We start from the raw sequence: 21,496 nt of genomic DNA, 5'->3' as shown, positions 1-21,496 counted from the left end.
CAGTGCCATCCGATCCCGCTCCGGCAGCAGACAGGAGGACGAGATGCACGTGGTCATCATGGCCGGCGGCAAGGGGGTACGGCTGCGTCCGTACACCAGCACGCTGCCGAAACCGTTGGTGCCCATCGGGGACAGCTACGCGATCCTGGAGATCGTCCTGCACCAGTTGGCAGCCCATGGGTTCACCCACGTCACGCTGGCCATCAACCACCTGGGCTCGCTGATCCGGGCCTTCGTCGGTGACGGCGCGCGGTTCGGACTGCGCGTCGACTACCTGGAGGAGCACGTACCGCTGTCGACCATCGGCCCGCTCTTCGGAATGCGGGACCGGTTGCCCGAGCACTTCCTCGTGATGAACGGCGACATTCTCACCGACCTGAACTACGCCGACCTGCTCCACACCCACGCCGAATCCGGTGCCCCGATGACAGTGGCCACCTTTCAGCGCAACGTGAAGATCGATTTTGGGGTGTTGGCGGTCGAGAACGAGCGGATCGTCGAGTTCCAGGAGAAGCCCACGCTCGACTACCGGGTCAGCATGGGGGTCTACGGGCTCTCCGCGAAGACCGTCGCCGCCTACCCGGAGGGGTTGGTGTTCGGCTTCGACCACCTGGTGCTCGACCTACTCGACCAGGGAAACCCGCCGGCCAGCTACGACTTCGACGGCTACTGGCTGGACATCGGCCGTCCCGAGGACTACGACGAGGCGAACCGCCGGTTCGAGTCGCTCAAGCCGATCCTGCTGCCCACGCCGATCCCGGAGCCGGTATGACCAGGGTGCTCTTGTTCGGGGCGTACGGCTTCCTCGGCGGACACGTACGCCGGGCCCTTGCCCCGGAGGTCGAACTCACCTGCCCGACCCGCGCCGAGTGCGACCTGACCCACTGTACGGACGACGAACTGGCCAGCCTGCTGTGCACCGTACGCCCGGACGCGGTGGTCAACTGCGCCGGCGGCGTGACCGGCGGCGGCGCGGACCTGATCCGGGCCAACACCCTCGTGACCGCCCGGCTCGTCGACGCGGTCGCGGCACACGCGCCGGCCGCCCGGCTCGTCCGGCTCGGCTCGGCGGCCGAGTACGGCCCGGTGCCGCCCGGCCACGCCGTCAACGAACACGACCCGGCGATACCGGTCGGGGAGTACGGCGTGAGCCAGCTCGCCGCCACCCGGCTGCTCGAACTCGCCACCGGCGCCGGTCGCGTCGACGGCGTGGTGCTGCGGGTGTTCAACCCGATCGGCCCGGGGCTGCCCGAGGCGAACGTGCTCGGCCGGGCGGTGAACCTACTGCGCCGGGCAACGAGCCAGCAGACGGCGTACATCTCGATGGGAGCGCTCGGCGCGTACCGGGACTTCGTCGACGCCCGGGACGTGGCGAGCGCGGTGGCCGCCGTGCTCGCCGTTCCCACGGTGCCCGACCGGATCTACAACATCGCCAGTGGTCGGGCCGTCCCCGCCCGGACGGCGGTACGACTGCTCGCCGAGACGGCCGGATTCACCGGCGAGATCCGGGAGGACGGTCGTGCGCCGGAGCGTTCGGCGGCGGTGGACTGGATGTGCGGCGACATCCGGCGGGCCGCCTCGGCGCTCGGCTGGGTCCCCGCCCACGACCTCGCGGACTCGGTGAAGGCGCTCTGGTCCGGGGGCGACATCCGGACCGACCGGCCTGGCGCACCGAGCCCGCGCCCGACTCCCGGTCCGGGACGGAGACCGCCCCAGCCGGGACAGCCCGACGGATCGTCCCGGGCACCGCGAGACACCCGCACGTGACCGATGAGAGAGGACGAGATGAACAACGGCGCGAGGAGTGAGCTGCGGATCGGCGCGGCGATGGTCGGTGGAGACGCACCGGTGAAGCCGGACGTGGTGGCGGTGACCGGGGCCGGGGGCTTCATCGGATCCCACCTGGTCGAGGCGCTCCTCGCCCGGGGGCACCGGGTCAAGGCACTGGTCCACTACACCGGACGCGGCACACACGGTTGGCTGGACACCTTCTCCGCCGACCAGCTCGCCGCCATCGACGTGCACTCCGGTGACATCCGGGACCGGGGGACGGTCCAGCGACTCGTCGAGGACGCCTCCGTGGTCTATCACCTGGCCGCGCTGGTCGGCATTCCGTACTCGTACCTGGCGCCACAGTCGTACGTGGAGACCAACGTCGTCGGCACCCTCAACGTGCTGGAGAGCGCCCGGACGGTGGGCACACCGCGCGTCGTGGTCACCTCCACCAGCGAGGTCTATGGCACCGCCGTCACCGTACCGATGACGGAGGCGCACCGGCTGCGCGGACAGTCGCCGTACTCGGCTTCCAAGATCGGCGCGGACAAGCTCGCCGAGAGCTACCACCTGAGCTTCGGGCTGCCGGTGGTCACCCTGCGCCCGTTCAACACCTACGGACCCCGGCAGTCGACCCGGGCGGTGATCCCCACGATCATCAGTCAGCTCGCCGCTGGCACCGGCCGGATCGAGTTGGGGGCCACCAAACCCACCCGGGACCTGCTCTTCGTGGCGGATACGGCGGCGGCCTTCATCGCCGCTGGCACCGCCCCGGCCGAGGCCGTCCTCGGCCAGGTGTTCCAGGCCGCCACCGGCCAGGAGACCTCGGTGGGTGAGCTGGTCCGGCGGATCGCCGGAATCTTCGGCGTCACGCCGGAGATCGTGGTGACCGAGCAGCGGTTGCGTCCGAGCAACTCCGAGGTCGAACGGCTCCTCGGCGACAGCACCCGGTTGCGCCGACACACCGGCTGGCAGCCACTCTCGTCGCTGGACGACGGGCTCAAGACGACGGTCGAGTGGTTCCTCGATCCGGGCAACCTGAGCCGATACCGCGCCGACCGGGCCGTGTGAGGGGACGACCATGACGACGACGCTCAAGAACCGACTGCTGCACGCGCTGGACGGCCGGTTGTCCCCGCACGCCGTGGCACACCTGGGTTCGGTGTACCTTTCGGCCCGATCCCGGTCCCGGTGTTCGGTCCGCTACGACGATGGTCAGTGGATCCACCGGTATCCGCAGGGCGTGCTGGTCAACACCAGGCTCGGTGGTCTCTCGCCCGAAGTGCAGGACCAGGCGGCCCAGGACGTCTTCCTCTACGACTACCAGCCGCACCCCGGGGACACCGTCGTCGACGTGGGGGCCGGGGTGGGCGGCGAGGTCCGGCTCTTCTCCCGGCTGGTGGGGGAGCACGGCCGGGTGGTGAGCATCGAGGCCCACCCGACGACGTTCGAGTGCCTGCGTCGCACGGTAGAGCTGAACCGTCTGCGCAACGTGACGCCGGTGGAGTGCGCCGTCGTCGGTACCGCCGGACCGGTCTATCTGGAGGACGACCCGGTCCGGCACATCGGCAACGGCCTGACCAACGACTCGACCAACGGCGTCGCGGTCGCCGGCCGGCGCCTGGACGAGATCATGGAATCGCTCGGCATCGACCACGTCGATCTGCTGAAGATGAACATCGAAGGTGCCGAGTTGGCCGTACTAGAGGGGTCCTTCGACGCGCTCAAGTCGGTGGACCACCTGGCGGTCTCCTGTCACGACTTCCTCGCCGAACGGGCGATGCTGGCGCGAGCGTCGGCGAGGCCGACGCACTCCGATGACGAGTCAGCGGACTGGCGTGGCTCCGAGCGGGACTGGCGTCGTACCTTCGGCTCGGTCACCGCGTTGCTGCGCGATGCTGGCTTCACTGTCCGTACCCGGCCACACGACAGCCGGCCCTGGGTCCGTTACTACGTCTACGCCTCTCGCCCGGGCCGGTAGGCGGCACCTGGGCAGCACTCCTGGGAGAGGACACCGCTCGGTCCATCCGGCGGCGAGATCTGCCAACCACTCCCCGACCGCGCGGACCTCCCGTCAGGTGAGCGGGCGGATCTCCTTGCGTTCGACGGAGAACGGTGCCGCTGCCGGCACCTGATGCCGGGCCGCGAGAGTCGCTGGCGGAGGCGAGGATGCCCGCGCGGACGAGGCCGCCCGGTACCGGTTGACCAACGCCACCAGGGCGACCGTGGTGAAACAGGCAAGCGTCTGTACGACGACGGGGGTGAAGTCGTTGCGGATCCAGACCAGCAGGATGTAGCCGATCATCCCGGTTGCCGAGCCCAGGATCGAGTCGGCCGGACGGAGGTCGATCCATGCGATCAGTGCCCCGATCAGCAACATCACGGTTACCACGCCGACGAGCCCGGCGGCTCGGTACGCCTCTGCGGCGGGCGAGCCGCCGATCGCACCGACCCGGTCCAGGATCGTCGCTGAGAAGACCCGGATGTCCGCCGAGGTGGTGGTGACAGTCTCCCCGAACAGCCGGCCGACCACGATCCGCTCCAGCGGTGCCCAGTAGGTGCCCCAGCCGACGAAGGGTTCGTTCCACTCGGCGTGCCACTGGTGGGTGACGACCATGGTGCGCAGGGTCGTGCCGAGCTCCGCAACACCGTCCAGCGGATTGATGGTGACACTGTCTCTCTGAGTCGCGGAGAGCCCGGTCTGTCGGACCTGACGGGCGAGTGATCCCACCGTGAGTCCCACCAGCAGCGCCGGCACCAGCCATGGCCGGAGTCGGATCGTCCGCCGACTACCGGCCGCCACCAGCCAGGCGGCCAGCGGGATGAACACCATGTTGCGGATGCCGATGATGCCGGCGGAGAGGGCGAAGCTGGCGAAGATCACGAGACCCCACCGGTGCAGGCGGGTCCACTGGCTGAGTCCCAGTAGGCCCATGCCCAGTCCGATGAGCAGGTAGAGGTAGGGGATCGGCTGGCCGACGGTCGCCGTACGGAAGGACTCGTAGCTCTGTGTCAGGAAGAAGGTCGAGTCCTGGGTGGCGGCGAACACGAACCAGAGCAGCACCCCGGTCGTGATCATGCTGAATCCGACGATTTCCAGGCCGGGCTGGCCGGCGCGGTCCGTGACGCCGGACCGCGCGACGATGGTGTGCCGCCATCCCACGAGGGAGACGATCCCGAGGTAGCCGATCAGGAGGGCGAGCATCCCGAGGATGACCGCGGTCAACGCGGGCGCGAGCATCGGGCTGTGATACCAGGCGGAGTTCACCGGGGATGCCTCGACCAGCAGCCTCGGCACCTGACCGAAGGCGATGTACGGGCACAGTCCGGTGTGGAACAGGGCGAAGACCAGAAAGTAGACCGAGCCGAGGGTGATCCGCCGACCCGGAAGGGACAGCGTCAGGACGGCGATGCCGAGACAAGCGACGGTGGTGGCGACACCGGCAGCTAGCCGGGGGGAGGAGCCGAGCGCATCGGCCTTCACCGCGACCACGGTGAAGAGCACGACGGCGACGGCCAGCCCCACCGCCCGGATCCTGCCGGTCCACCCCACCGACCCGTCGAGGCCAGCGAGTCGATGGCGACGTTTCTTCCGGGGGCGAGTGCCTGATTCCCCCCGGATCGGAGTCACCGGTTTCCTTTGGGCCCGAGCGACCGCTTCCTCTCGGGCGACCGCCTTCTCCCGGGCGACCGCCTTCTCCCGGGTGACCGCCTTCTCCCGGGCCGCCGGAGCACTGCTACCGGGGCTGGTCAGGTGCTCCATCGGTGCCGTCCTCCGGGCTGGCGGCCGTCGGTCCCGGTAGGGGCTACCAGCACACCCGCCGTGTTCGGGGTCCGGATGGGGGAACGATCCAGACGGTGTCGGAGCAACGCCCACGAGGCCCAGGACAGTCCGCCGTAGACCGTCACCGAGGCCAGGGCCGCCCCGTACGTGCCCCAGACCGGGATGGCCAGCCCGTAGATCGTGGTGGCGGCGACGCTACCCAGCAGGCCGAGCGTGCCGGCCGTGCCCATCCAGCCCCCACCCAGCAGACCTCGGCTCGCCACCGCGTACGGCGCGAAGACGATCTCGGCCACCAGCAGTACCAGCAGCAGCGGCCGCGCCTCGGCGAACTCGGCACCGAAGACGGGCACGATCAGCCACCAACCGCCTGCCGCCACCAACAGACTCATCGCGGTCGACGCCAGGAGCGCCAACCGCCGGGAGTGTTGGACCCGGGCGAGATCCGCGCCCAGGGCGACGTCCCGGTTGACGAGTTGGCCCAGTGCGGTGGGGATCACGCGGGGCGCCTCGCTCAGCGTGGCGGCCAGTGAGTAGACGCCGACGGCCGCTGCACCGGCCACCGCACCGAGCAGGTAGCGGTCGGCCCGCAGGGTCAGGGCCAGCCCCACGGTGAGGCCGAGTGCCCGAATGCCGGCCCGGAGCAGCTGGGACAACTCCCACCGGCCGGGGCCACGTACCGGCAGGAGACCGGCGGCGCGCAGCCGGGTCGCCTGGAGGACGGCGACCGCCACCATCCCGGTGCCCTGAGCCAGCAGCAGCATCCAGGCGGTGCGCTCCAGCAGCGCCCCGACGAGCATGCCGAGCAGCCCCCCGGACGCGACCGCCGCCGCCCACGCGCTACCGGTCCGGAAGAGTCCGGCGGCGTACCAGGCGTCGGGGAACTGCGTCAGGGCGGTGTAGCCCGCCGCCACCACCAGCACGGCGAGCAGGAAGGCAGGGTCGGCGAGCCCCGGGTCGATCAGGGGTGCCGAACCGGCGGTGACCAGCACCGCCAGGCCGCCGGCCCCGCCCACCGCCAGCACCGACCACCAGGTGTACGACGAGAGCAGCCGTTGCCGAGCCGCCCCGTTCCCCACGTTGGGTAGTCGTGCGCGCAGTTCGGAGCCGGTGCCCATGCCGGCCAGTAGCGGGGTGACGCTGGCGATGGAGACCCCCAGCACCATCAGTCCCCGGCCGTGTGGGCCGAGCAGTGTGGTGGACAGCATTGCGCTCGACGCGTAGCTGGCGGCCTGGGCGAGGCTGTTTCCAGTCAGGAAGGCCAGGGCGGAGCGCCGGCCCGAGGTCACCGCTGACCAGCCTGCCACAGGGTCCGCCACTGCCGTACCGCGTGGTCGAGGAGGAACGGGGAGGAGCGCAGGCTCTGCCGGATCTCCTGCCGCCGGAGGGAACTCGTCTGGGCCTGGCACATCGTGGCGTCGGCCCAGCGCAGCGGGCCCTCGGCCAACGGCAGCAGGGTGATTCCGCGTACCTGGGTGGAGAGTTCCCGCAGACAGGGCAGATCCGTGGCGACGACCGGAACCCCGGCGGCGAGGGCCTCCAGGATCACCCCGGGTAGCCCCTCCCATCGGGAGGGCAGCAGCAGCACGTCGGCGGCGGCCAGCACCGAGGCGATCTCCTCGGCCTCGCCGGCGAGCAGCACCAGCGGATCGTCCACGATCTCCGGCCGGGCCGAGGTGAGGTCGTCGGTCCCGCCGGGGCCGACGGAGAGCAGCACGGTGTCCGGCCAGAGTTCCCGCACCGCGGCGTGCACGTCGATCAGGAACGGCCGGTTCTTTTCCGGCGCGGCCCGCCCGATGTGCACTATGACGTGGGCGTCCTCCGGGATCTTCCAGTGTCGGCGCGCGGTCGGTCGGTCCCAGCCCGCCACCCGGGCGGTGGCCACACTGTTGTAGAGCACCCGGTATCGGGTGTCCCCGGCCGGCGGTCTGGCGAAGTTGAGTGCCGCCCCGGTTACCCCCAGTACGTCGGTCGCGGTGTGGCGGAGCAGGTGACGCAGCAGCCAACGGCGGGCTCGCCGGGCCGGGGTGGTCCGCCGCCCATCTTCCGCGCTCTGCAGCCGGGCCACCCGGACCGGGATCTTGGCGATCCGAGCGGCCAGCAGCACCACCGCGCTGGCCAGGCTGATGTGGGAGACCACGACATCGGGCCGTAGCGACTGGAACAGGCGTAGCAGCCGGACGGGGAACGAACTGACCGGGCGCAGCGGACACTGCTGGATCAGCGCCCCGGTGGCGCGGAACTCCCCGGCCAGGCTCCCTTCCCGACCGGCCAGCGTGATGAAGGTCTGCTCCACCTCGGTCGCCGGCACCGCCCGACAGATGTCCAGGGAGACGGTCTCGGCTCCGCCCCGGTCCAGGCTGCCGATGACGTGGGCGACCCGGACGGGATGTGGGTGGGCCGGTGGGGACGGGGGTGCCGCGATGGTGCTCCTGCGCTGAACCGAACTCAACAAACCTGACTCCTCACTGACATCCGACGTTCCGTGGCGTCGCGTACGGCGTGGTAGTAGGCGTTTCGGCGAGGGGTGAGGGTGTCGGCGGAGAAGTCGTGGGCGCGGTAGAGGTTCCGGATGGAGGCGCTGGCCATGCGGTGGGGGTTGGTGAGCATGTTGTAGATGGCGACGGCGAGGGTGGCGGGATCGTCGGGGGGGACGAGGTCGGTGGCGGGGAGGAGTTCGGGGATGCCGCCGGCGGTGGTGCCGATGGCGGGCAGGGCGCGGGCCATGGCCTCGATGAGGGCGCGGGGCAGCCCTTCGGTACGTGATGGCATGACGAACAGGTCGGCGGCGTCCAGTTGCCGGCGTATCGCCTCTCCGGCGGGCAGCGCGCCGGTGAACTCGACTCGGTCGGCCATGCCCAGCCGGACGGCGAGCTGTTCGAGTTGGTGGCGAAACCGCCCGTCGCCGACGTGCACCAGCCGCACCGGCAGCCCGGCCGCGATCAGCCAGGCGAGCGCTTCGATCAGCGTGTCGACGCCCTTGTAGAGCTGGTCCAGCGAACCGACCGAGATCACGGTGTTGGTCTGGGTGCACCGTTCGGGGGACCGTGCCTGCGGCAGGAACGCCTCCGCTGGCAGGTCGACGCTGGAGCAGGCGGTGGTCGGTGCCACTCGGGTAGCCGGGTAGCGGGCCTGTAACGACCGCTCTGTCACGTAGGCGACGGCGCTCGCGGAGCGGCACTGCCGGCGCAGCTTCGTCGCGAACCAGTGCCGCAGCATGGGGCGCAGCGGGTGCTGTACGACGCCGGGGGCGAACACGTCGTACGGGTCGCCGACCACCTCCAGGGCGTACGGCAGGTGCAGCCGGTCCCGGGTCTGGGCCAGCAGTGAACCGATGGCCGAGGGCACCCGCAGGATGACGGCGTCCCCGGGGTCGGCCGAGGCGGTCACGGCTCGGCCGACGGCGGCCCGGCGCAACAGGTACTGCCGGGGCCCCAGGTAGTACGGCACCGGCCACACCTCGACCCCCGGTCCGTCGACCTGGTGGGCCCCCTCCGGTACGGCGGCGACCGCCTGTACCCGGGCGACCACCCGGACGGTGTCGAAGACCGACAGGTAGCGGGTCCAGAACCGGTAACTCGGTGCGGTCGAGGTCCACACGGTGCCATCGGGGGTCTGGACGAACCGGGTCTCGGCCGTCACTACCACCCTCATTGCCGGCGTACCCCGTCCGCGATCTGCTCGATGACGTCGGCGACCCGCTGGGCGGCCACCCGGTTGTCGAAGAGCCGGACGACGCGCTGCCGCGCGAGGTCACCCCGGTTCGCCAGCTTCCCGCCCTCGAACTCCCGGTAGGCCGAGGTCAGGGCTTCCGCCAGCGCGGTCGCGTCGCCCCGGGGAACCACCCAGCCGCAGGCGCCGTCGACGGTCTCGGGCAGCCCACCGGCGTCGCTGACGATGCTCGGGACGCCCATCGAGCCCGCCTCGACGGAGGCGCCGTGCCCCTCCGACAGGGACGGGCTGATGCTCACGTCGGCGGCCTGGTAGCAGGGCCGGACGTCGGGTACCGACTCGACCCAGGTGACACTCGGGTCGTCGCGTACGCCGAACCGGTCGATCAGTTCCTGCCGGTGGGTCTCCCCGTTCTCGGTCCAGCCGCCGCCGACCAGGAGCAGGTGCGCCCGGGGGGTGCGGGCCTGGAAGGAGCGCCAGGCGGTCAACAGCACGTCGTGGCCCTTGATGCCCCGGCCCTGGTAGGCCAGGCGTTTCGGTGGATAGACGTACGCCACCATGATGGCCACGAAGGCGTCCTGCGCGATGCCGAGTTCGGCGCGTGCCTTGGCCCGTAGGTCGGTCGCGCGAGGTCGGGGAACGCTGGGCGGGAGCGGACCGTTCGGCGGGACCGGCCTGGTGGCGGTACCGCTCGGCGGGACCGGATCGAAGTGGTCGGTGTCGACCCCGCAGGTGGCCACCGGCCGGCGGTCCGGCGGACAGCCGAGTTCGCCGTAGAGCCGGGCCGTGTAGTCGGTGCCGCAGATGGTCACATGGTCCAGCCGCCACAGTCGACGCTCGACCGGACGGATCACCGGGGATTCGAGGTAGAGCGGCCCGGCGACCATGTGCGCGCGGCGTACCGCGAGGCCCACCGTGCTGAGTCGGGCGGCGAGCGCCGAGGCGTACAGGTGGTAGTTCAGGACATCCGGCCGAAGCGCACGGATGAGCCTGCGTAGCCGCCACAGCCCGCGCAGCGTGCCGAGGGTCGGTCGGAGCCGGAAGTCGAAGGGGGAGTTACGCACCGGCACACCCCGGGCGGTGAGTTCGGCGGTCAGCCGACCCGTCCCGGAGGGGAGGACCACGACGACCTCGTGGCCACGTCGCCGCAGCTCGGCGACCTGGGGGAGGATCCAGCGACCCCCGTCGTTGGTCTTCAACAGTACGGCTACCCGGAGTTTCCGGTGACCTCCGGCGGTACGGTCACCGGTCACTTGGCCGGCACCCCCTTCACCACGGTCGCGGCGGGCACGTCCCGGACGACGCAGGCACCGGCACCCACCGTCGCGTCCGCGCCGATGTGCAGCCCCTGCAACACCGCGGCGGTGGTGCCGATCAGTACCCCGCTCTCCACCCGGCAGTCACCGGAGACGGCGGCCAGCGGGTTGACCGAGATGTGGTCGGCCAGCACACAGTCGTGCGCGACGGTGGCGTTCTGGTTCAGGTGGACGTGCCGGCCGAAGGCCACGTTGGTGGTCACCCGGGCGCCCGCGAAGGCCACCAGCCCCTCACCGGAGACGAGGTCGGGTGCCAGGGTCGCGGCCGGGTGCACCAGGCTCGGCACCGGCAGCCCGTACGCCTCTACCCGCTGCGCGACGGTACGGCGTATCCGTGGGTCGCCCAGGCCGATCACGACGTGCGTGCTGGGCCAGGCTTCACGCAGCCAGTCGATCGGCCCGAGGTACGACGCGTCCAGCCGTTGCACCCGCTTGAGATTGACCTCGGAGGGGCGGTCGTCGACGAAACCCATCACCCGCCACCGTGGTCCGGTCGGCGTCGCCTCGTTGATCGCCCGGATGATTTCGAACAGTTCCCGGCCGTGTCCGCCGCAGCCCACGATCGCGATGTCCAGACTCATGTCATCGACCTGCCTGTCTGTTGTGTCGTGCCGCCGACGCCCCTGGTCATCCGGGCCGCCGCGCGGCCGGTGCCGGCGTCGATCCGGACGGTCAGTTCGGGGCTGCCGAGAAACTCGTGCGCGGTCGGGCTGCCGTGTGCTGAGATGCCGTCGCGGCGCAGCACGATGCCGGCGGTCGCGACGAGGATCCGCAGGTCCAGCCGGAGACTGCGGTGGTCGACGTACCACACGTCGTGATTGAACTTGTCCTCCCAGTTCAGCGCGTTGCGGCCGCGTACCTGCGCCAGTCCGGTGATGCCGGGGCGGACCTCGTGCCGCCGGGCCTGGGTCGGGGTGTAGCGGTCCAGGTAACGCACCAGCAGCGGGCGGGGCCCGACCAGGCTCATGTCGCCGCGCAGCACGTTCCACAGCGTCGGTAGTTCGTCCAGGCTGGTGGCGCGCAGCCAGGTGCCCAGCCGGGTGAGTCGATCGCCGTCGTCGGCCCGCCCGGTCGCCGCGTCCACCGGTCGCATGCTGCGGAACTTGACCAGTTCGAAGAGTCGGCCGTGCCGCCCGGGGCGGTGTTGGCGGAAGAGCACGGGCCGACCGTCGGTCGCCGCGATCGCCACCGCCACGGCAGCCATCAGGGGGGAGGTCAGCACCAGGAGTACGGCGGCGACGGCGATGTCCAGGGCGCGTTTGGTCCGGTCGTACCGGCGGGGTGCGGGCCTCACCGGTAGGCCGCCAGGAACTCGTCGATGGTGTCGAGCACCCGCTGGATCTGCGTCTCGGTCAACGCCGAACCGCTGGGCAGTTGGAGCCCGTTGGCGAACAGCAGATCCGCCGCCCCGGTGAGGACGGACTCGGTGCCGGCGAAGACCGGCTGCTGGTGCATGGGTTTCCACATCGGCCGGGTCTCGATGTCGTGCCGGCCGAGGTGGTCGCCGAGTTCGTCGGCCCGCCAGCCGGCCTGCTCCGGGTCGACGATGATCGAGGTGAGCCAGCAGTTCGAGCCGGGGTCACCGTCGGCGAGCAGGCGCACGCCCGGTAGGGCGGCGAAGAGTTTCGCGTAGTGCTCGCGCAGGAACCGGCGACGCGCGAGCATTTCCTCCAGCCGGCGCAACTGCGCCCGGCCGAGGGCGGCGAGTACGTTGCTGAGCCGGTAGTTGTAGCCGACCTCGGTGTGTTCGTAGTGCGCCACCGGCTCGCGGGCCTGCGTCGCCAGGTGCCGGCAGCGGTCGATGAGCCCCGCGTCGTCGGAGACCAGCATGCCGCCGCCGGAAGTGGTGATGATCTTGTTTCCGTTGAAGGACAGTGCCGCGATCCGGCCGAACGAGGCGGCCGGCCGCCCCTGGTAGGTGGCCCCGAGCGCCTGGGCCGCGTCCTCCACCACCGGAATGCCGGCGGCCTCGCAGATGGGCAGGAGGGCGGCGTAGTCCGCGCAGGTGCCGAACATGTCCACCGGCATGACCGCACCGATGTGCTCCCCGGCGCGGCGGAGCCGACCCAACAACTCGGCCAGCAGTCCGACGTCGATGTTGCCGGTCGCCGGGTCGACGTCGACGAGCACCGGCCGGGCACCGGCATAGCCGACCGCGTTGGCGGTGGCCACGAAGGTCAGGGTCGGTACGACCACCACCTGACCGGGCCCGACGCCCAGGCTCAGTAGGGCCAGGTGCAGGGCGGCGGTGCCCGAACTCACCCCGACGGCGTACCCGGTGCCCACCCGGTCGGCGATCTCGCGCTCGAACGCGTCGAGTTCCGGGCCGACCGGGGCGACCCAGCCGGAGCGGAGGGCGGCGCGGACGTATGCGTCTTCCAGGGGGCCGACGTCGGGAGGCGAAAGGTAGATCCGGCTGGTCATCGGGTGTGGGGCCTCCGAGCTAGAGCCAACTAAACGACCAAAAGGGTTGTATCAGATTGAGGATGGGACAACAGTGTTTTTAGGTCGTGTTGGTCATACTCGGGACACAGCGGTATTCAGGTGGTTAACCTGCTTGATTGGGCGGAATATCTATGAAATGTGCTCGGGAAAAACGTCCGGCACTGGCGAAGCCAACGCCGTTTTCCGTCCCGTACCCGGGTGACCGGTTGCCATCGATGGCCTGGCTCAGATGATCCATGGCCTGCGGGCCCAGGGATTCGAGTTCGTGACGGTCTCCGAACTTCTGGCGGAGGCCGACCCGGGGCAGGGACGGGAGCACCCGTCGGCGGTCGCGCCACAGTAGAGTTCACGCCGGTCGCCGGTCGCCGGTCGCCGGTCGCCGGTCACAGATCACAGGTCCACAGTGACCGGGGTCCGGGGAGGCTCGGTGGAGTAGGAGAGGAACGGGAACGGATGCTGCACCTGCGGATCATCGTGCCGACCGAGCGTGCTGCGGCGGTGATCGACCTGCTCACCGCCGATCCGGCGGTCACCCACCTCGCCGTACTGCCCGGTGCTGCCCGGAAACCCGCCGGTGACGTGGTCCTGTGCGACGTCGCCCGGGAGGGCGCGGACGAGGTGCTGCGGTCGCTCCAGGCGCTCGACATCGACGAGACCGGAGCCGTCTCGGTCGACGGGGTGGACATCACCCTGTCCCGGGAGGCGGACCGGGCCACGGCGGACACGCCGGGACTCGGCGCGGACGCGGTGGTCTGGGACGAGATAGCGCACAAGACCGGGGAACAGACCCGCCTGTCCGTGACGTACCTGTTGTTGATCACGGTGGCCACCATTCTCGCGGGCATCGGGGTCCTGCTCGACCAGCCCATCCTGATCGTCGGCGCGATGGTGGTCGGCCCCGAGTTCGGGCCGCTGGCCGCGCTCTGCGTGGCGGTGGTCCGCCGACGTTCGGCGGTGGTCGCCAGATCGGCGGCGACGCTGACGGTCGGCTTCCTCGTAGCGATGGCCGTGACCATGCTCAGCACCTGGTTGCTGACCGCCTTCGGGCTGGTCGACCGGTCGATGCTGCTGGCCGAGCGGCCACTGACCGATTTCATCTGGCGACCCGACGCGCTGTCCTGGGTGGTGGGGTTGCTCGCCGGAGTGGCCGGCATGCTGTCGCTGACGTCGAACAACGCCGGTCCGCTGGTCGGGGTCCTGATCTCCGTCACGACGGTGCCGGCTGCGGCGAACGTGGCGGTCGCGCTCGCCTACGCGGTGTACGACGAGGCGTTCGGCTCGGCCATCCAGTTGCTGGTCAACGTCTGCGCGATCGTGATGGCCGGGGTACTGACCCTGCTCGTGCAGCGCTTCTGGTGGCGACGTGTCGCGCCACCCCGACGGCGGTCCCCGACCCGACCCGACGCCGCGGGCTGGTGGATCGGCCGGTATGCACTGGCCGGTCGTCCACCCGGCCAGCCTATGCCGGGTCAGGGTCAGTCAGCACCGGGTCAGGGCCAACCCATGCCGGGTCAGGGCCAGTCGTCACCTGCCGCCAGCCGCCGCTGAAGCAGGTCACGCAGGGGCACCGACTGCCCGTCACGGCCACCCTCGCCGACGACCAGTCGCGGATCCTGCGGCTGGATACTCGCCCCGAGTAGCCGGGCCCGTAGCCCGCCGGCCACGGTGAGCAGGTAGTAGTCCCCGGCCACACTGACCGCCCGGGAGTGGGCTACATCCACGTACCAGCCGGTCAGAGCGGTGCGGTATCGGGTGCGCCCGTTGTAGCCGACGGCGGTCAGGACGGTGGGGCGAATACCGCACTGCTGTGCCTCGCGGGTGAACCAGGCGACGAGTTTCCGAGCCCGCTCGGTCTCCTCCGACCTGCGCCGCTCCTCAGCCGCCGTGCGAAGCTCGACGGCCTGGCGGTGAGCTGTTCGCCAGGCCGTCCGCTCGTCGACACTCATGCGCTGACCGTAGTCCGTCCCGATGGCCTACCGCCCACCGAGCCCCTTGTCGAGGCCGGCCCGGCGTAGTGCGTCGGCCATCGCCCCGGTCGGGGCCGCCGTACCCGAGCCACCCCGGCCCTGCCTGGGCTGACCGCCCCGGGAGGTGCGCCGATCCGCGTCGCCACGGTCACCACGTCCGCCGCCACCACTACCGCCACCGGCGGCCCGGCCCGCGCCGCCGTCGCCCCGCTGCGGTCGGGCGTCGGCCTCGTCGTCCAGCCGTAGGGTCAGCGAGATCCGCTTGCGCGGGACGTCCACGTCCAGCACCTTGACGCGTACGACGTCACCGGGCTTGACCACGTCGCGGGGGTCCTTGACAAACGTCTTCGACATCGCCGACACGTGTACCAGGCCGTCCTGGTGCACGCCGACGTCGACGAACGCGCCGAACGCGGCGACGTTGGTGACGACGCCCTCCAGCAGCATGCCCGGCGTCAGGTCGCTGATCTTCTCTACCCCGTCGGCGAAGGCCGCGGTCCGGAACGCCGGTCGCGGGTCCCGCCCCGGCTTCTCCAGCTCACCGATGATGTCGGTGACGGTCGGCAGCCCGAACGTGTCGTCGACGAAGTCGGTCGGCCGCAGCGCCTTCAGCAGCGTGCTCTTGCCGATCAGCCCGGACAGCTCGCCCCCGGTCGAGGCGAGGATCCGCCGCACCACCGGGTACGCCTCGGGGTGCACGCTGGAGGCGTCCAGCGGGTCGTCCCCGCCGGGAATCCGCAGGAAGCCGGCGCACTGCTCGAACGCCTTCGGCCCCAGCCGGGGGACGTCCTTGAGCGCCCGCCGGGAGCGGAACGGGCCGTTGGCGTCCCGGTGCAGGACGATGTTCTCGGCCAGGCCGGCGCTGATGCCGGAGACCCGGGTCAGCAGCGGGGCCGAGGCGGTGTTGACGTCGACCCCGACCGCGTTGACGCAGTCCTCGACCACCGCGTCCAGCGAGCGGGACAGCTTGTTCTCGGCTAGGTCGTGCTGGTACTGGCCGACCCCGATCGACCTCGGGTCGATCTTGACCAGCTCGGCGAGTGGATCCTGGAGCCGTCGGGCGATGGAGACCGCACCCCGCAGCGACACGTCCAGGCCGGGCAGCTCCTGGGAGGCGTAGGCCGACGCGGAGTAGACCGAGGCCCCGGCCTCGGAGACCATCACCTTGGTCAGGTTCAGGTCCGGGTGCAGCCGGATCAGGTCCACCGCGAGCTTGTCGGTCTCCCGGGAGGCGGTGCCGTTGCCGATCGCGACCAGTTCGACGCCGTGGACGCGGGCCAGCCGGGCAAGGGTGTCGACGGACTGGTCCCACTGTCGGCGGGGCTCGTGTGGATAGATCGTCTCGGTCGCCACCACCTTGCCGGTGGCGTCGACCACGGCCACCTTCACCCCGGTCCGCAGCCCCGGGTCCAAGCCCATGGTCGGGCGGGTGCCGGCCGGGGCGGCGAGCAGCAGGTCGCGCAGGTTGGCGGCGAAGACCCGTACCGCCTCCTCCTCGGCCGCCTGCCACAACCGCATCCGCAGGTCGGCGGCGAGATGGATCAGAATCCGGGTACGCCAGGCCCAGCGCACCGTGTCGCTCAGCCAACGGTCGGCCGGCCGCCCCTGGTCGGCGACGTCGAACCGGGCGGCGATCTCCGTCTCGTACCGGGTCGGTCCGACCGGACCGCCCTCCTCGACGGGTGCCTCCTCCGGGTCGAGGGTGAGGTCGAGCATGCCCTCCTTCTCGCCCCGGAACATCGCCAGGATCCGGTGCGAGGGGAGCTTCGTGTACGGCTCGGAGAAGTCGAAGTAGTCGGCGAACTTCGCCCCGGCCTGCTCCTGACCGTCGCGTACCCGGGCCACCAGCCGGCCCCGGGTCCACATCTGCTCGCGCAGCGAGCCGATCAGGTCGGCGTCCTCGGCGAACCGCTCGACCAGGATCGCCCGCGCCCCGTCCAGGGCCGCTGTCGGGTCGGCCACGCCCCGGTCCTCGGCCACGAACCCGGCGGCCGTGGCTCGCGGATCGAGCGTCGGGTCGGCCAGCAACTGGTCGGCCAACGGCTCCAGCCCGGCCTCCCGCGCGATCTGGGCCCGGGTCCGGCGCTTGGGCTTGTACGGCAGGTAGATGTCCTCCAGCCGAGCCTTCGAGTCGGCCGCCATGATCTGTGCTTCCAGCGCCTCGTCCAGCTTGCCCTGGCTCCTGATCGACTCCAGTACGGCGGCCCGCCGTTCGTCCAACTCGCGCAGGTAACGCAGCCGCTCCTCCAGGGCGCGCAACTGTGCGTCGTCGAGCATGCCGGTGGCTTCCTTGCGGTAGCGGGCGATGAAGGGCACGGTGGCCCCGCCGTCGAGCAGGTCGACAGCAGCGCGCACCTGTCGCTCGGCCACGCCGAGTTCGTCGGCAATCCGCTGGTGAACAGAGGTCGTCACGATCCTGATCCGCCTTCTCGGTTGGTTCCGCCCTGCATTCTGCCGGGGGCCGGACCCGTTTGTCGCATCAGGCGGCGGGAGTCGGGCTGGTGGTGCTGGAACGGTGACCGTCATCCGGGAAGGTGGCGACCACCCGCCAGCCATTCCGGGGGACCGGGCCGTAACTGAGCACGCCGCCGGCGAGCGCGACGTCCGCGCCGAGACTGCGCAGGCCGTACCCCTGGGTTCCGGACGGCGTGGGGCTTCGTGGCGGGGTGGCGGGGTGGCTCACCGTGGCCACCCGGATCTGGTCCGGCTCCGGGCGTACCGTGATCTCCAGCCGGCTGCCCGGCCCGTCGTGCCGCAGCGCGTTGGTGGCCACCTCGCCGATGAGCCGGTGCAGCACCGGCCGGAGTCGACCGGGCAGATCGGCCAGCAGCATCGGTACGTCGACCGGCAGGTCGAGACCGGCGGCCCGGAGTTCGTCGAGTCGTTCCGGCAGGTTGTCACCGACGGTTGACGTCGCCCGGCGGTCCAGTTCGGCGATGGCGTGCCGGATCTCCGTGAGAGCCGCCCGTCCCGCGCCGAGCACCCGGTCGACGCGGTCCCGTTGCGCGGGCGACAACTCGCCGGTGCACCGCAGCGCCTCGGTCTGCACCACCATGACGGTGAGGGTGTGGGCGAGCGTGTCGTGCAGCCGCCGGGCCAGCAGCTCCCGATCCTCGGCCGCGACGCGGCTCTCCTCGGCGATCCGCTGTTCCAGGCGCAGTCGGGTGCGTTCGGCGACCAGCGCGGTACGTCGGCGTAGCTGCTGCCCCCGTTCGGCACCGGCCAACCAGGCCAGGGTGAACGCGACCACGGCCAGCAGGAAGCCCTCGACCGGGCCCCGGCCGGGCAGGCTGGCCCCCGCCACCGACACCGTTGCTCCGGTGCACACCCCCCAGCGCACCGATGACGATCGGCTGCCCGCCGCCGAGTAGATGGCCAGCAGCGCGGGCAGATAGCCGACGGTGCGGGACATGCCGAGCAGCATCTGTGCCGAGGTGGCCAGTGCCACCACGGCGAGCACGGCACCGGGGGCCTGGCGGCGGACCAGCAGCGGGAGGATCTGGGCCGCGGCCAGTAGCACCCCGAGAAGTCCACCGGTTTCCGGTACCGCCCCGCTGACCAGGAACAGACCGACCAGCAGGCCCTGCATAGCGAGGTCTGCCACCAGTTGCCAGCGGGTCCGTAACCAGCCGGTCACCTGCTGTCTCGTCGCCAATTCTTCGCTCCCCGGTCGGCTGTCGCGTCAGCATGTCGAAGACCCGCCGGCGCACCGGCATAGCATCGGGCCGTGATTCGACTCGTCATCGTGGACGACCAGGCACTGGTCCGGGAAGGGCTGTCCCTCATCCTTGCCGCACAGTCGGACATCGACGTGGTCGCGGCCCTACCGGACGGCCCGGCCCTGCTCGATTTCGTGGACCGGCAGCCGGATGCCGTCGAGGTCGTCCTGCTGGACCTCTATCTGCCTGGAGCCGACGGGGTACAGACCCTGGAGCGGCTTCGTCGCCAGTTCCCACAGGTCCGGGCCCGGGTGCTGATGCTGACCACGATCGGCCGAGCCGCAGAGATCCAGCGCGCACTTGCCGCCGGGGCCGACGGATTCGTGCTCAAGGACGCCACCGGTGACGAGTTGGCCTCGGCGGTCCGGGGGGTCCACGGTGGGGTCACCACGTTGAGCACTTCAGCGGCGGAGGCGCTGTGGCCGGGGCGACGAAACGGGGCGGCCGGAAACCGGCCCGGGTCGGAGACCGACCCGCTCGACTCGCCGGCTGGTCGGGTCGCCTCGCTGACCCCCCGGGAACGCGAGATCCTCGACCGCCTCGCCCGAGGACTGGCCAACCAGGAGATCGCCCGAGATCTCCACCTCGCCGAGCGCACGGTGAAGACCCACGTCAGCAGCGTGCTGGCCAAACTCGGGGTGACCAGCCGGACACAGGCAGCTCTGCTCGCCCGGGACCTGTCCGGCGTGGGCTGAGTCCCGTCCGCCGTGCGTTCAGCGTGGTGCGCAGTCAGACGCCGAGGATGAGTGGTGCTTGCCGTTGGCGGCAGTGAACCGGCGGATTCGAGGTTTGGAAGGTCTCACGACCATATAGCTCAGTAGCTGTCGAACAACTCGTCGAAAAATGTCCGGTCCTGGTCCTGCTTGTAGAGAATGAGGAAGATGATGATCCCCACGGCGGCTACCCATGCGAGTGCCGTCAACGCGCGTTTGAGTTGCTCGTCCGCGTCGGAGGGAAGAGTCGGACTGGTGAACCTGGCATGTCTGCGAATGGCATCGAGGACGGCCATGCTGCCCCCGACGAACAGCACGGCGGGTGCCAGCGCGATCGCCTTGTGCCGCTTCACGTATCCCGGATAGCCCGGAAATCGTCGCACCCTCGCCTCGTCTGGGAAGAGACCCGAGGCGCGTGGTGCGTTGACCCATAGGAACAGTGTGGGCATGAACCAATGTGACCGGACCGCTGCGTGCCAGGTGAGATGCCACGGAACCGCCCACGTACGCCCGGCCATCCGTAGGACGATTCCGTGCTGATCCAGCATCAGGTCGAGTGGCTGGGTCAACAGGATCGCCTGTCTGACGACCACGTAGGAGGTGAGTCCCACGGTGATCGCCAGAACCCACATGCCGATGTCGAAGGACGCTTCGCGGAGGAGGAAACCGGCTACGTAGCCGAGCGCCAGGATGGGGCCGGGGAAGACCAGGAGGAAACACCAGGCGAAGACGTGTAGGCGGCGGCGATCGGCGGTGAGGACCGTACTCATGCCGGGGACCTCGACCGGCTGGTCGCCGACGATTGTCGGAGCACCGGTTTGTGGATCTTTCCACGGCATCGGCGGTCGCGGCCAATGCCAAGCCGCAACAGCGATCGCGACGCCGAGCACAGTCGCCAACGTGGAGATCAATGCAAGGGCGTCCATGCGCCGAAATCCTATCCGCGCTACTTGGTAAATTCCATGGCCTTCGATTGCTGCGGCAGGTTGCCCGAAAGACGTAGAGCGGCTACGTCCTTCGCCGGTTCCGCCGTCCACGCTCCGCCGGTGATGCTGATGGTCCCGCCCGATCCGATCCTCAGCGAGGAGCGCCGTTACGTGGTTCCACCCACCCCCGTCCGTCGTCGGCCGATCTCCCGATGGAGGCGCTTCTGGTACATCCTGCTCGTCAGCGTCTTGGTCCTGGCCGGCTTCGTCTACGTCAACAACAGCTCCTGGCTGGCCGGTACGGACGGTCGGCGGCCGTTGCTCCTGGCGCACCGAGGGCTGGCGCAGACCTTCGGCTTCGAGGGGATGACCAACGACACCTGTACGGCGGAGCGGATCCACCCGCCGGAACACCCGTACCTGGAGAACACCCTCGACTCGATGCGCGCCGCCTTCGACGCGGGAGCGGACATCGTGGAGTTCGACGTACAGGTGACGAAGGATGACCAGCTCGCGGTCTTCCACGACGCCACCCTGGAGTGCCGCACCAACGGCACCGGGCTGGTACGCGACCACACCATGGCCGAGCTACGTCGCCTCGACGTGGGTCACCGGTACACCGCCGACGGGGGTGCCAGTTTTCCGCTGCGGGGCAAGGGGCGCGGCCTGATGCCCACCATCGAAGAGGTGATCGCTGCCTTCCCCGGCCGAGAACTGTTGATCCACCCCAAGAACGCGAATCCGGCCGAAGGGGAACGTCTGGCTGCGTACCTGGCCACGTTGCCACCGCAGCGGCTGGCCACGCTCACCGTGTACGGCGGTGACGAGCTGGTCGCGGCCGTGTCGGCGCGGCTGCCCCAGCTTCGGGTGATGTCGAAGGCGATCATCAAGGACTGCCTGTTCAGCTACGTCGGCCTCGGCTGGACCGGGTACGTGCCGGAGTCCTGCGCGCATCGGCAGCTGCATATTCCGGAGTCGTACGTCCCCTATCTCTGGGGCTGGCCCCACCGGTTTCTCGACCGGATGCGGGAGGCGGACACCCGGGTCGTGATCGTGGCCGGCTCGGGCGACTTCTCGGAAGGGTTCGATGATGCCGAGGCGTGGTCCCGGCTTCCGGAGGGCTACTCCGGCGTCGTCTGGACCAACCGGATCGACCGGGTAGCCGGTCTGCGGGACCGCTGAGA

The 21,496-nt window shown here is 70.4% G+C and carries 19 protein-coding genes; 7 read left to right on the top strand and 12 right to left on the bottom strand.

The genetic code is table 11. The features are described from left to right. The first annotated feature begins 43 nt into the window (after window positions 1–43). The 4 genes from FHR38_RS02310 to FHR38_RS02295 are packed head-to-tail and all read left to right on the top strand — an operon-like array spanning window position 44 to window position 3,754. Window positions 44–772 carry a nucleotidyltransferase family protein gene (locus FHR38_RS02310; RefSeq protein ID WP_184532353.1) on the top strand — a complete coding sequence of 243 codons (729 nt, stop codon included), beginning with the start codon at window positions 44–46 and terminating at the stop codon, window positions 770–772. Continuing rightward, window positions 769–1,767: an NAD-dependent epimerase/dehydratase family protein gene (locus tag FHR38_RS02305; protein ID WP_184532351.1), complete on the top strand. Its 999-nt coding sequence runs from the start codon at window positions 769–771 to the stop codon at window positions 1,765–1,767. The genes FHR38_RS02310 and FHR38_RS02305 overlap by 4 nt, the downstream gene beginning before the upstream one ends. Before the next feature lie 3 nt (window positions 1,768–1,770). Further along, window positions 1,771–2,844, top strand: a complete 1,074-nt coding sequence (locus tag FHR38_RS02300; RefSeq protein ID WP_246446256.1) for an SDR family NAD(P)-dependent oxidoreductase — start codon at window positions 1,771–1,773, stop codon at window positions 2,842–2,844. A 10-nt stretch (window positions 2,845–2,854) separates the two neighbouring features. Then, a complete protein-coding gene (locus FHR38_RS02295) occupies window positions 2,855–3,754 on the top strand; it encodes an FkbM family methyltransferase (RefSeq protein ID WP_184532349.1) in 900 nt (299 codons plus the stop codon). A 93-nt stretch (window positions 3,755–3,847) separates the two neighbouring features. Here the strand turns inward: FHR38_RS02295 and wzy are convergent, their stop codons facing one another. From wzy to FHR38_RS02255, 8 genes are read right to left on the bottom strand one after another with little or no spacing between them, the layout of a single operon-like run. Continuing rightward, on the bottom strand, window positions 3,848–5,536 hold the full coding sequence (gene wzy, locus FHR38_RS02290) for an O-antigen polysaccharide polymerase Wzy (RefSeq protein ID WP_184532348.1): 1,689 nt from the start codon (window positions 5,534–5,536) through the stop codon (window positions 3,848–3,850). Further along, the gene (locus FHR38_RS02285) at window positions 5,524–6,843 is read right to left on the bottom strand and encodes a lipopolysaccharide biosynthesis protein (protein WP_184532346.1); all 1,320 of its coding nucleotides are present in this window, start codon (window positions 6,841–6,843) and stop codon (window positions 5,524–5,526) included. Before FHR38_RS02285 ends, wzy begins: the two co-directional genes overlap by 13 nt. Further along, a complete protein-coding gene (locus FHR38_RS02280) occupies window positions 6,840–8,006 on the bottom strand; it encodes a glycosyltransferase (protein WP_184532344.1) in 1,167 nt (388 codons plus the stop codon). Before FHR38_RS02280 ends, FHR38_RS02285 begins: the two co-directional genes overlap by 4 nt. Continuing rightward, on the bottom strand, window positions 8,003–9,196 hold the full coding sequence (locus FHR38_RS02275) for a glycosyltransferase (protein WP_312881735.1): 1,194 nt from the start codon (window positions 9,194–9,196) through the stop codon (window positions 8,003–8,005). The genes FHR38_RS02280 and FHR38_RS02275 overlap by 4 nt, the downstream gene beginning before the upstream one ends. 8 nt (window positions 9,197–9,204) lie before the next feature. Then, on the bottom strand, window positions 9,205–10,479 hold the full coding sequence (locus FHR38_RS02270) for a glycosyltransferase (protein WP_184532340.1): 1,275 nt from the start codon (window positions 10,477–10,479) through the stop codon (window positions 9,205–9,207). Continuing rightward, complete coding sequence (locus FHR38_RS02265) at window positions 10,476–11,123, bottom strand: acetyltransferase (protein WP_184532339.1); 648 nt, start codon at window positions 11,121–11,123, stop codon at window positions 10,476–10,478. Before FHR38_RS02265 ends, FHR38_RS02270 begins: the two co-directional genes overlap by 4 nt. Beyond that, window positions 11,120–11,836, bottom strand: coding sequence for a sugar transferase (locus FHR38_RS02260; RefSeq protein WP_184532337.1), 717 nt, complete (start codon window positions 11,834–11,836; stop codon window positions 11,120–11,122). Before FHR38_RS02260 ends, FHR38_RS02265 begins: the two co-directional genes overlap by 4 nt. After that, a complete protein-coding gene (locus tag FHR38_RS02255; protein ID WP_184532335.1) occupies window positions 11,833–12,966 on the bottom strand; it encodes a DegT/DnrJ/EryC1/StrS family aminotransferase in 1,134 nt (377 codons plus the stop codon). Before FHR38_RS02255 ends, FHR38_RS02260 begins: the two co-directional genes overlap by 4 nt. A gap of 474 nt (window positions 12,967–13,440) precedes the next feature. Here FHR38_RS02255 and FHR38_RS02250 point away from each other — a divergent pair, with 474 nt between their 5' ends. Continuing rightward, complete coding sequence (locus FHR38_RS02250; RefSeq protein WP_184532333.1) at window positions 13,441–14,535, top strand: DUF389 domain-containing protein; 1,095 nt, start codon at window positions 13,441–13,443, stop codon at window positions 14,533–14,535. On the opposite strand, the gene FHR38_RS02245 is transcribed toward FHR38_RS02250, so the two are convergent. The 3 genes from FHR38_RS02245 to FHR38_RS02235 form a co-directional block, all read right to left on the bottom strand. Beyond that, window positions 14,499–14,933, bottom strand: a complete 435-nt coding sequence (locus FHR38_RS02245) for a hypothetical protein (RefSeq protein ID WP_184532331.1) — start codon at window positions 14,931–14,933, stop codon at window positions 14,499–14,501. The two genes, FHR38_RS02250 and FHR38_RS02245, sit on opposite strands and share 37 nt — an antisense overlap. Before the next feature lie 27 nt (window positions 14,934–14,960). Then, window positions 14,961–17,366, bottom strand: coding sequence for a Tex family protein (locus tag FHR38_RS02240; protein ID WP_312881734.1), 2,406 nt, complete (start codon window positions 17,364–17,366; stop codon window positions 14,961–14,963). A gap of 67 nt (window positions 17,367–17,433) precedes the next feature. After that, window positions 17,434–18,609: a sensor histidine kinase gene (locus FHR38_RS02235; protein ID WP_184532327.1), complete on the bottom strand. Its 1,176-nt coding sequence runs from the start codon at window positions 18,607–18,609 to the stop codon at window positions 17,434–17,436. Between the two features lie 72 nt (window positions 18,610–18,681). On the opposite strand from FHR38_RS02235, the gene FHR38_RS33060 reads away from it, so the two are divergent. Continuing rightward, entirely contained in the window at window positions 18,682–19,368 is a 687-nt protein-coding gene (locus FHR38_RS33060) for a LuxR C-terminal-related transcriptional regulator (protein WP_184532326.1), read from the top strand. 119 nt (window positions 19,369–19,487) lie between these two features. On the opposite strand, the gene FHR38_RS02225 is transcribed toward FHR38_RS33060, so the two are convergent. Next, the gene (locus FHR38_RS02225) at window positions 19,488–20,156 is read right to left on the bottom strand and encodes a hypothetical protein (protein ID WP_184532324.1); all 669 of its coding nucleotides are present in this window, start codon (window positions 20,154–20,156) and stop codon (window positions 19,488–19,490) included. Between the two features lie 279 nt (window positions 20,157–20,435). On the opposite strand from FHR38_RS02225, the gene FHR38_RS02220 reads away from it, so the two are divergent. Then, the gene (locus FHR38_RS02220) at window positions 20,436–21,494 is read left to right on the top strand and encodes a glycerophosphodiester phosphodiesterase family protein (RefSeq protein ID WP_221449327.1); all 1,059 of its coding nucleotides are present in this window, start codon (window positions 20,436–20,438) and stop codon (window positions 21,492–21,494) included. Window positions 21,495–21,496 lie beyond the last annotated feature (2 nt).

Origin of the sequence: Micromonospora polyrhachis (assembly GCF_014203835.1) — a bacterium.
Lineage (GTDB): Bacteria > Actinomycetota > Actinomycetes > Mycobacteriales > Micromonosporaceae > Micromonospora_H > Micromonospora_H polyrhachis.
The sequence above is the reverse complement of the archived record's forward strand: the minus strand, read 5'-3'. Positions and strand labels throughout refer to the sequence as shown.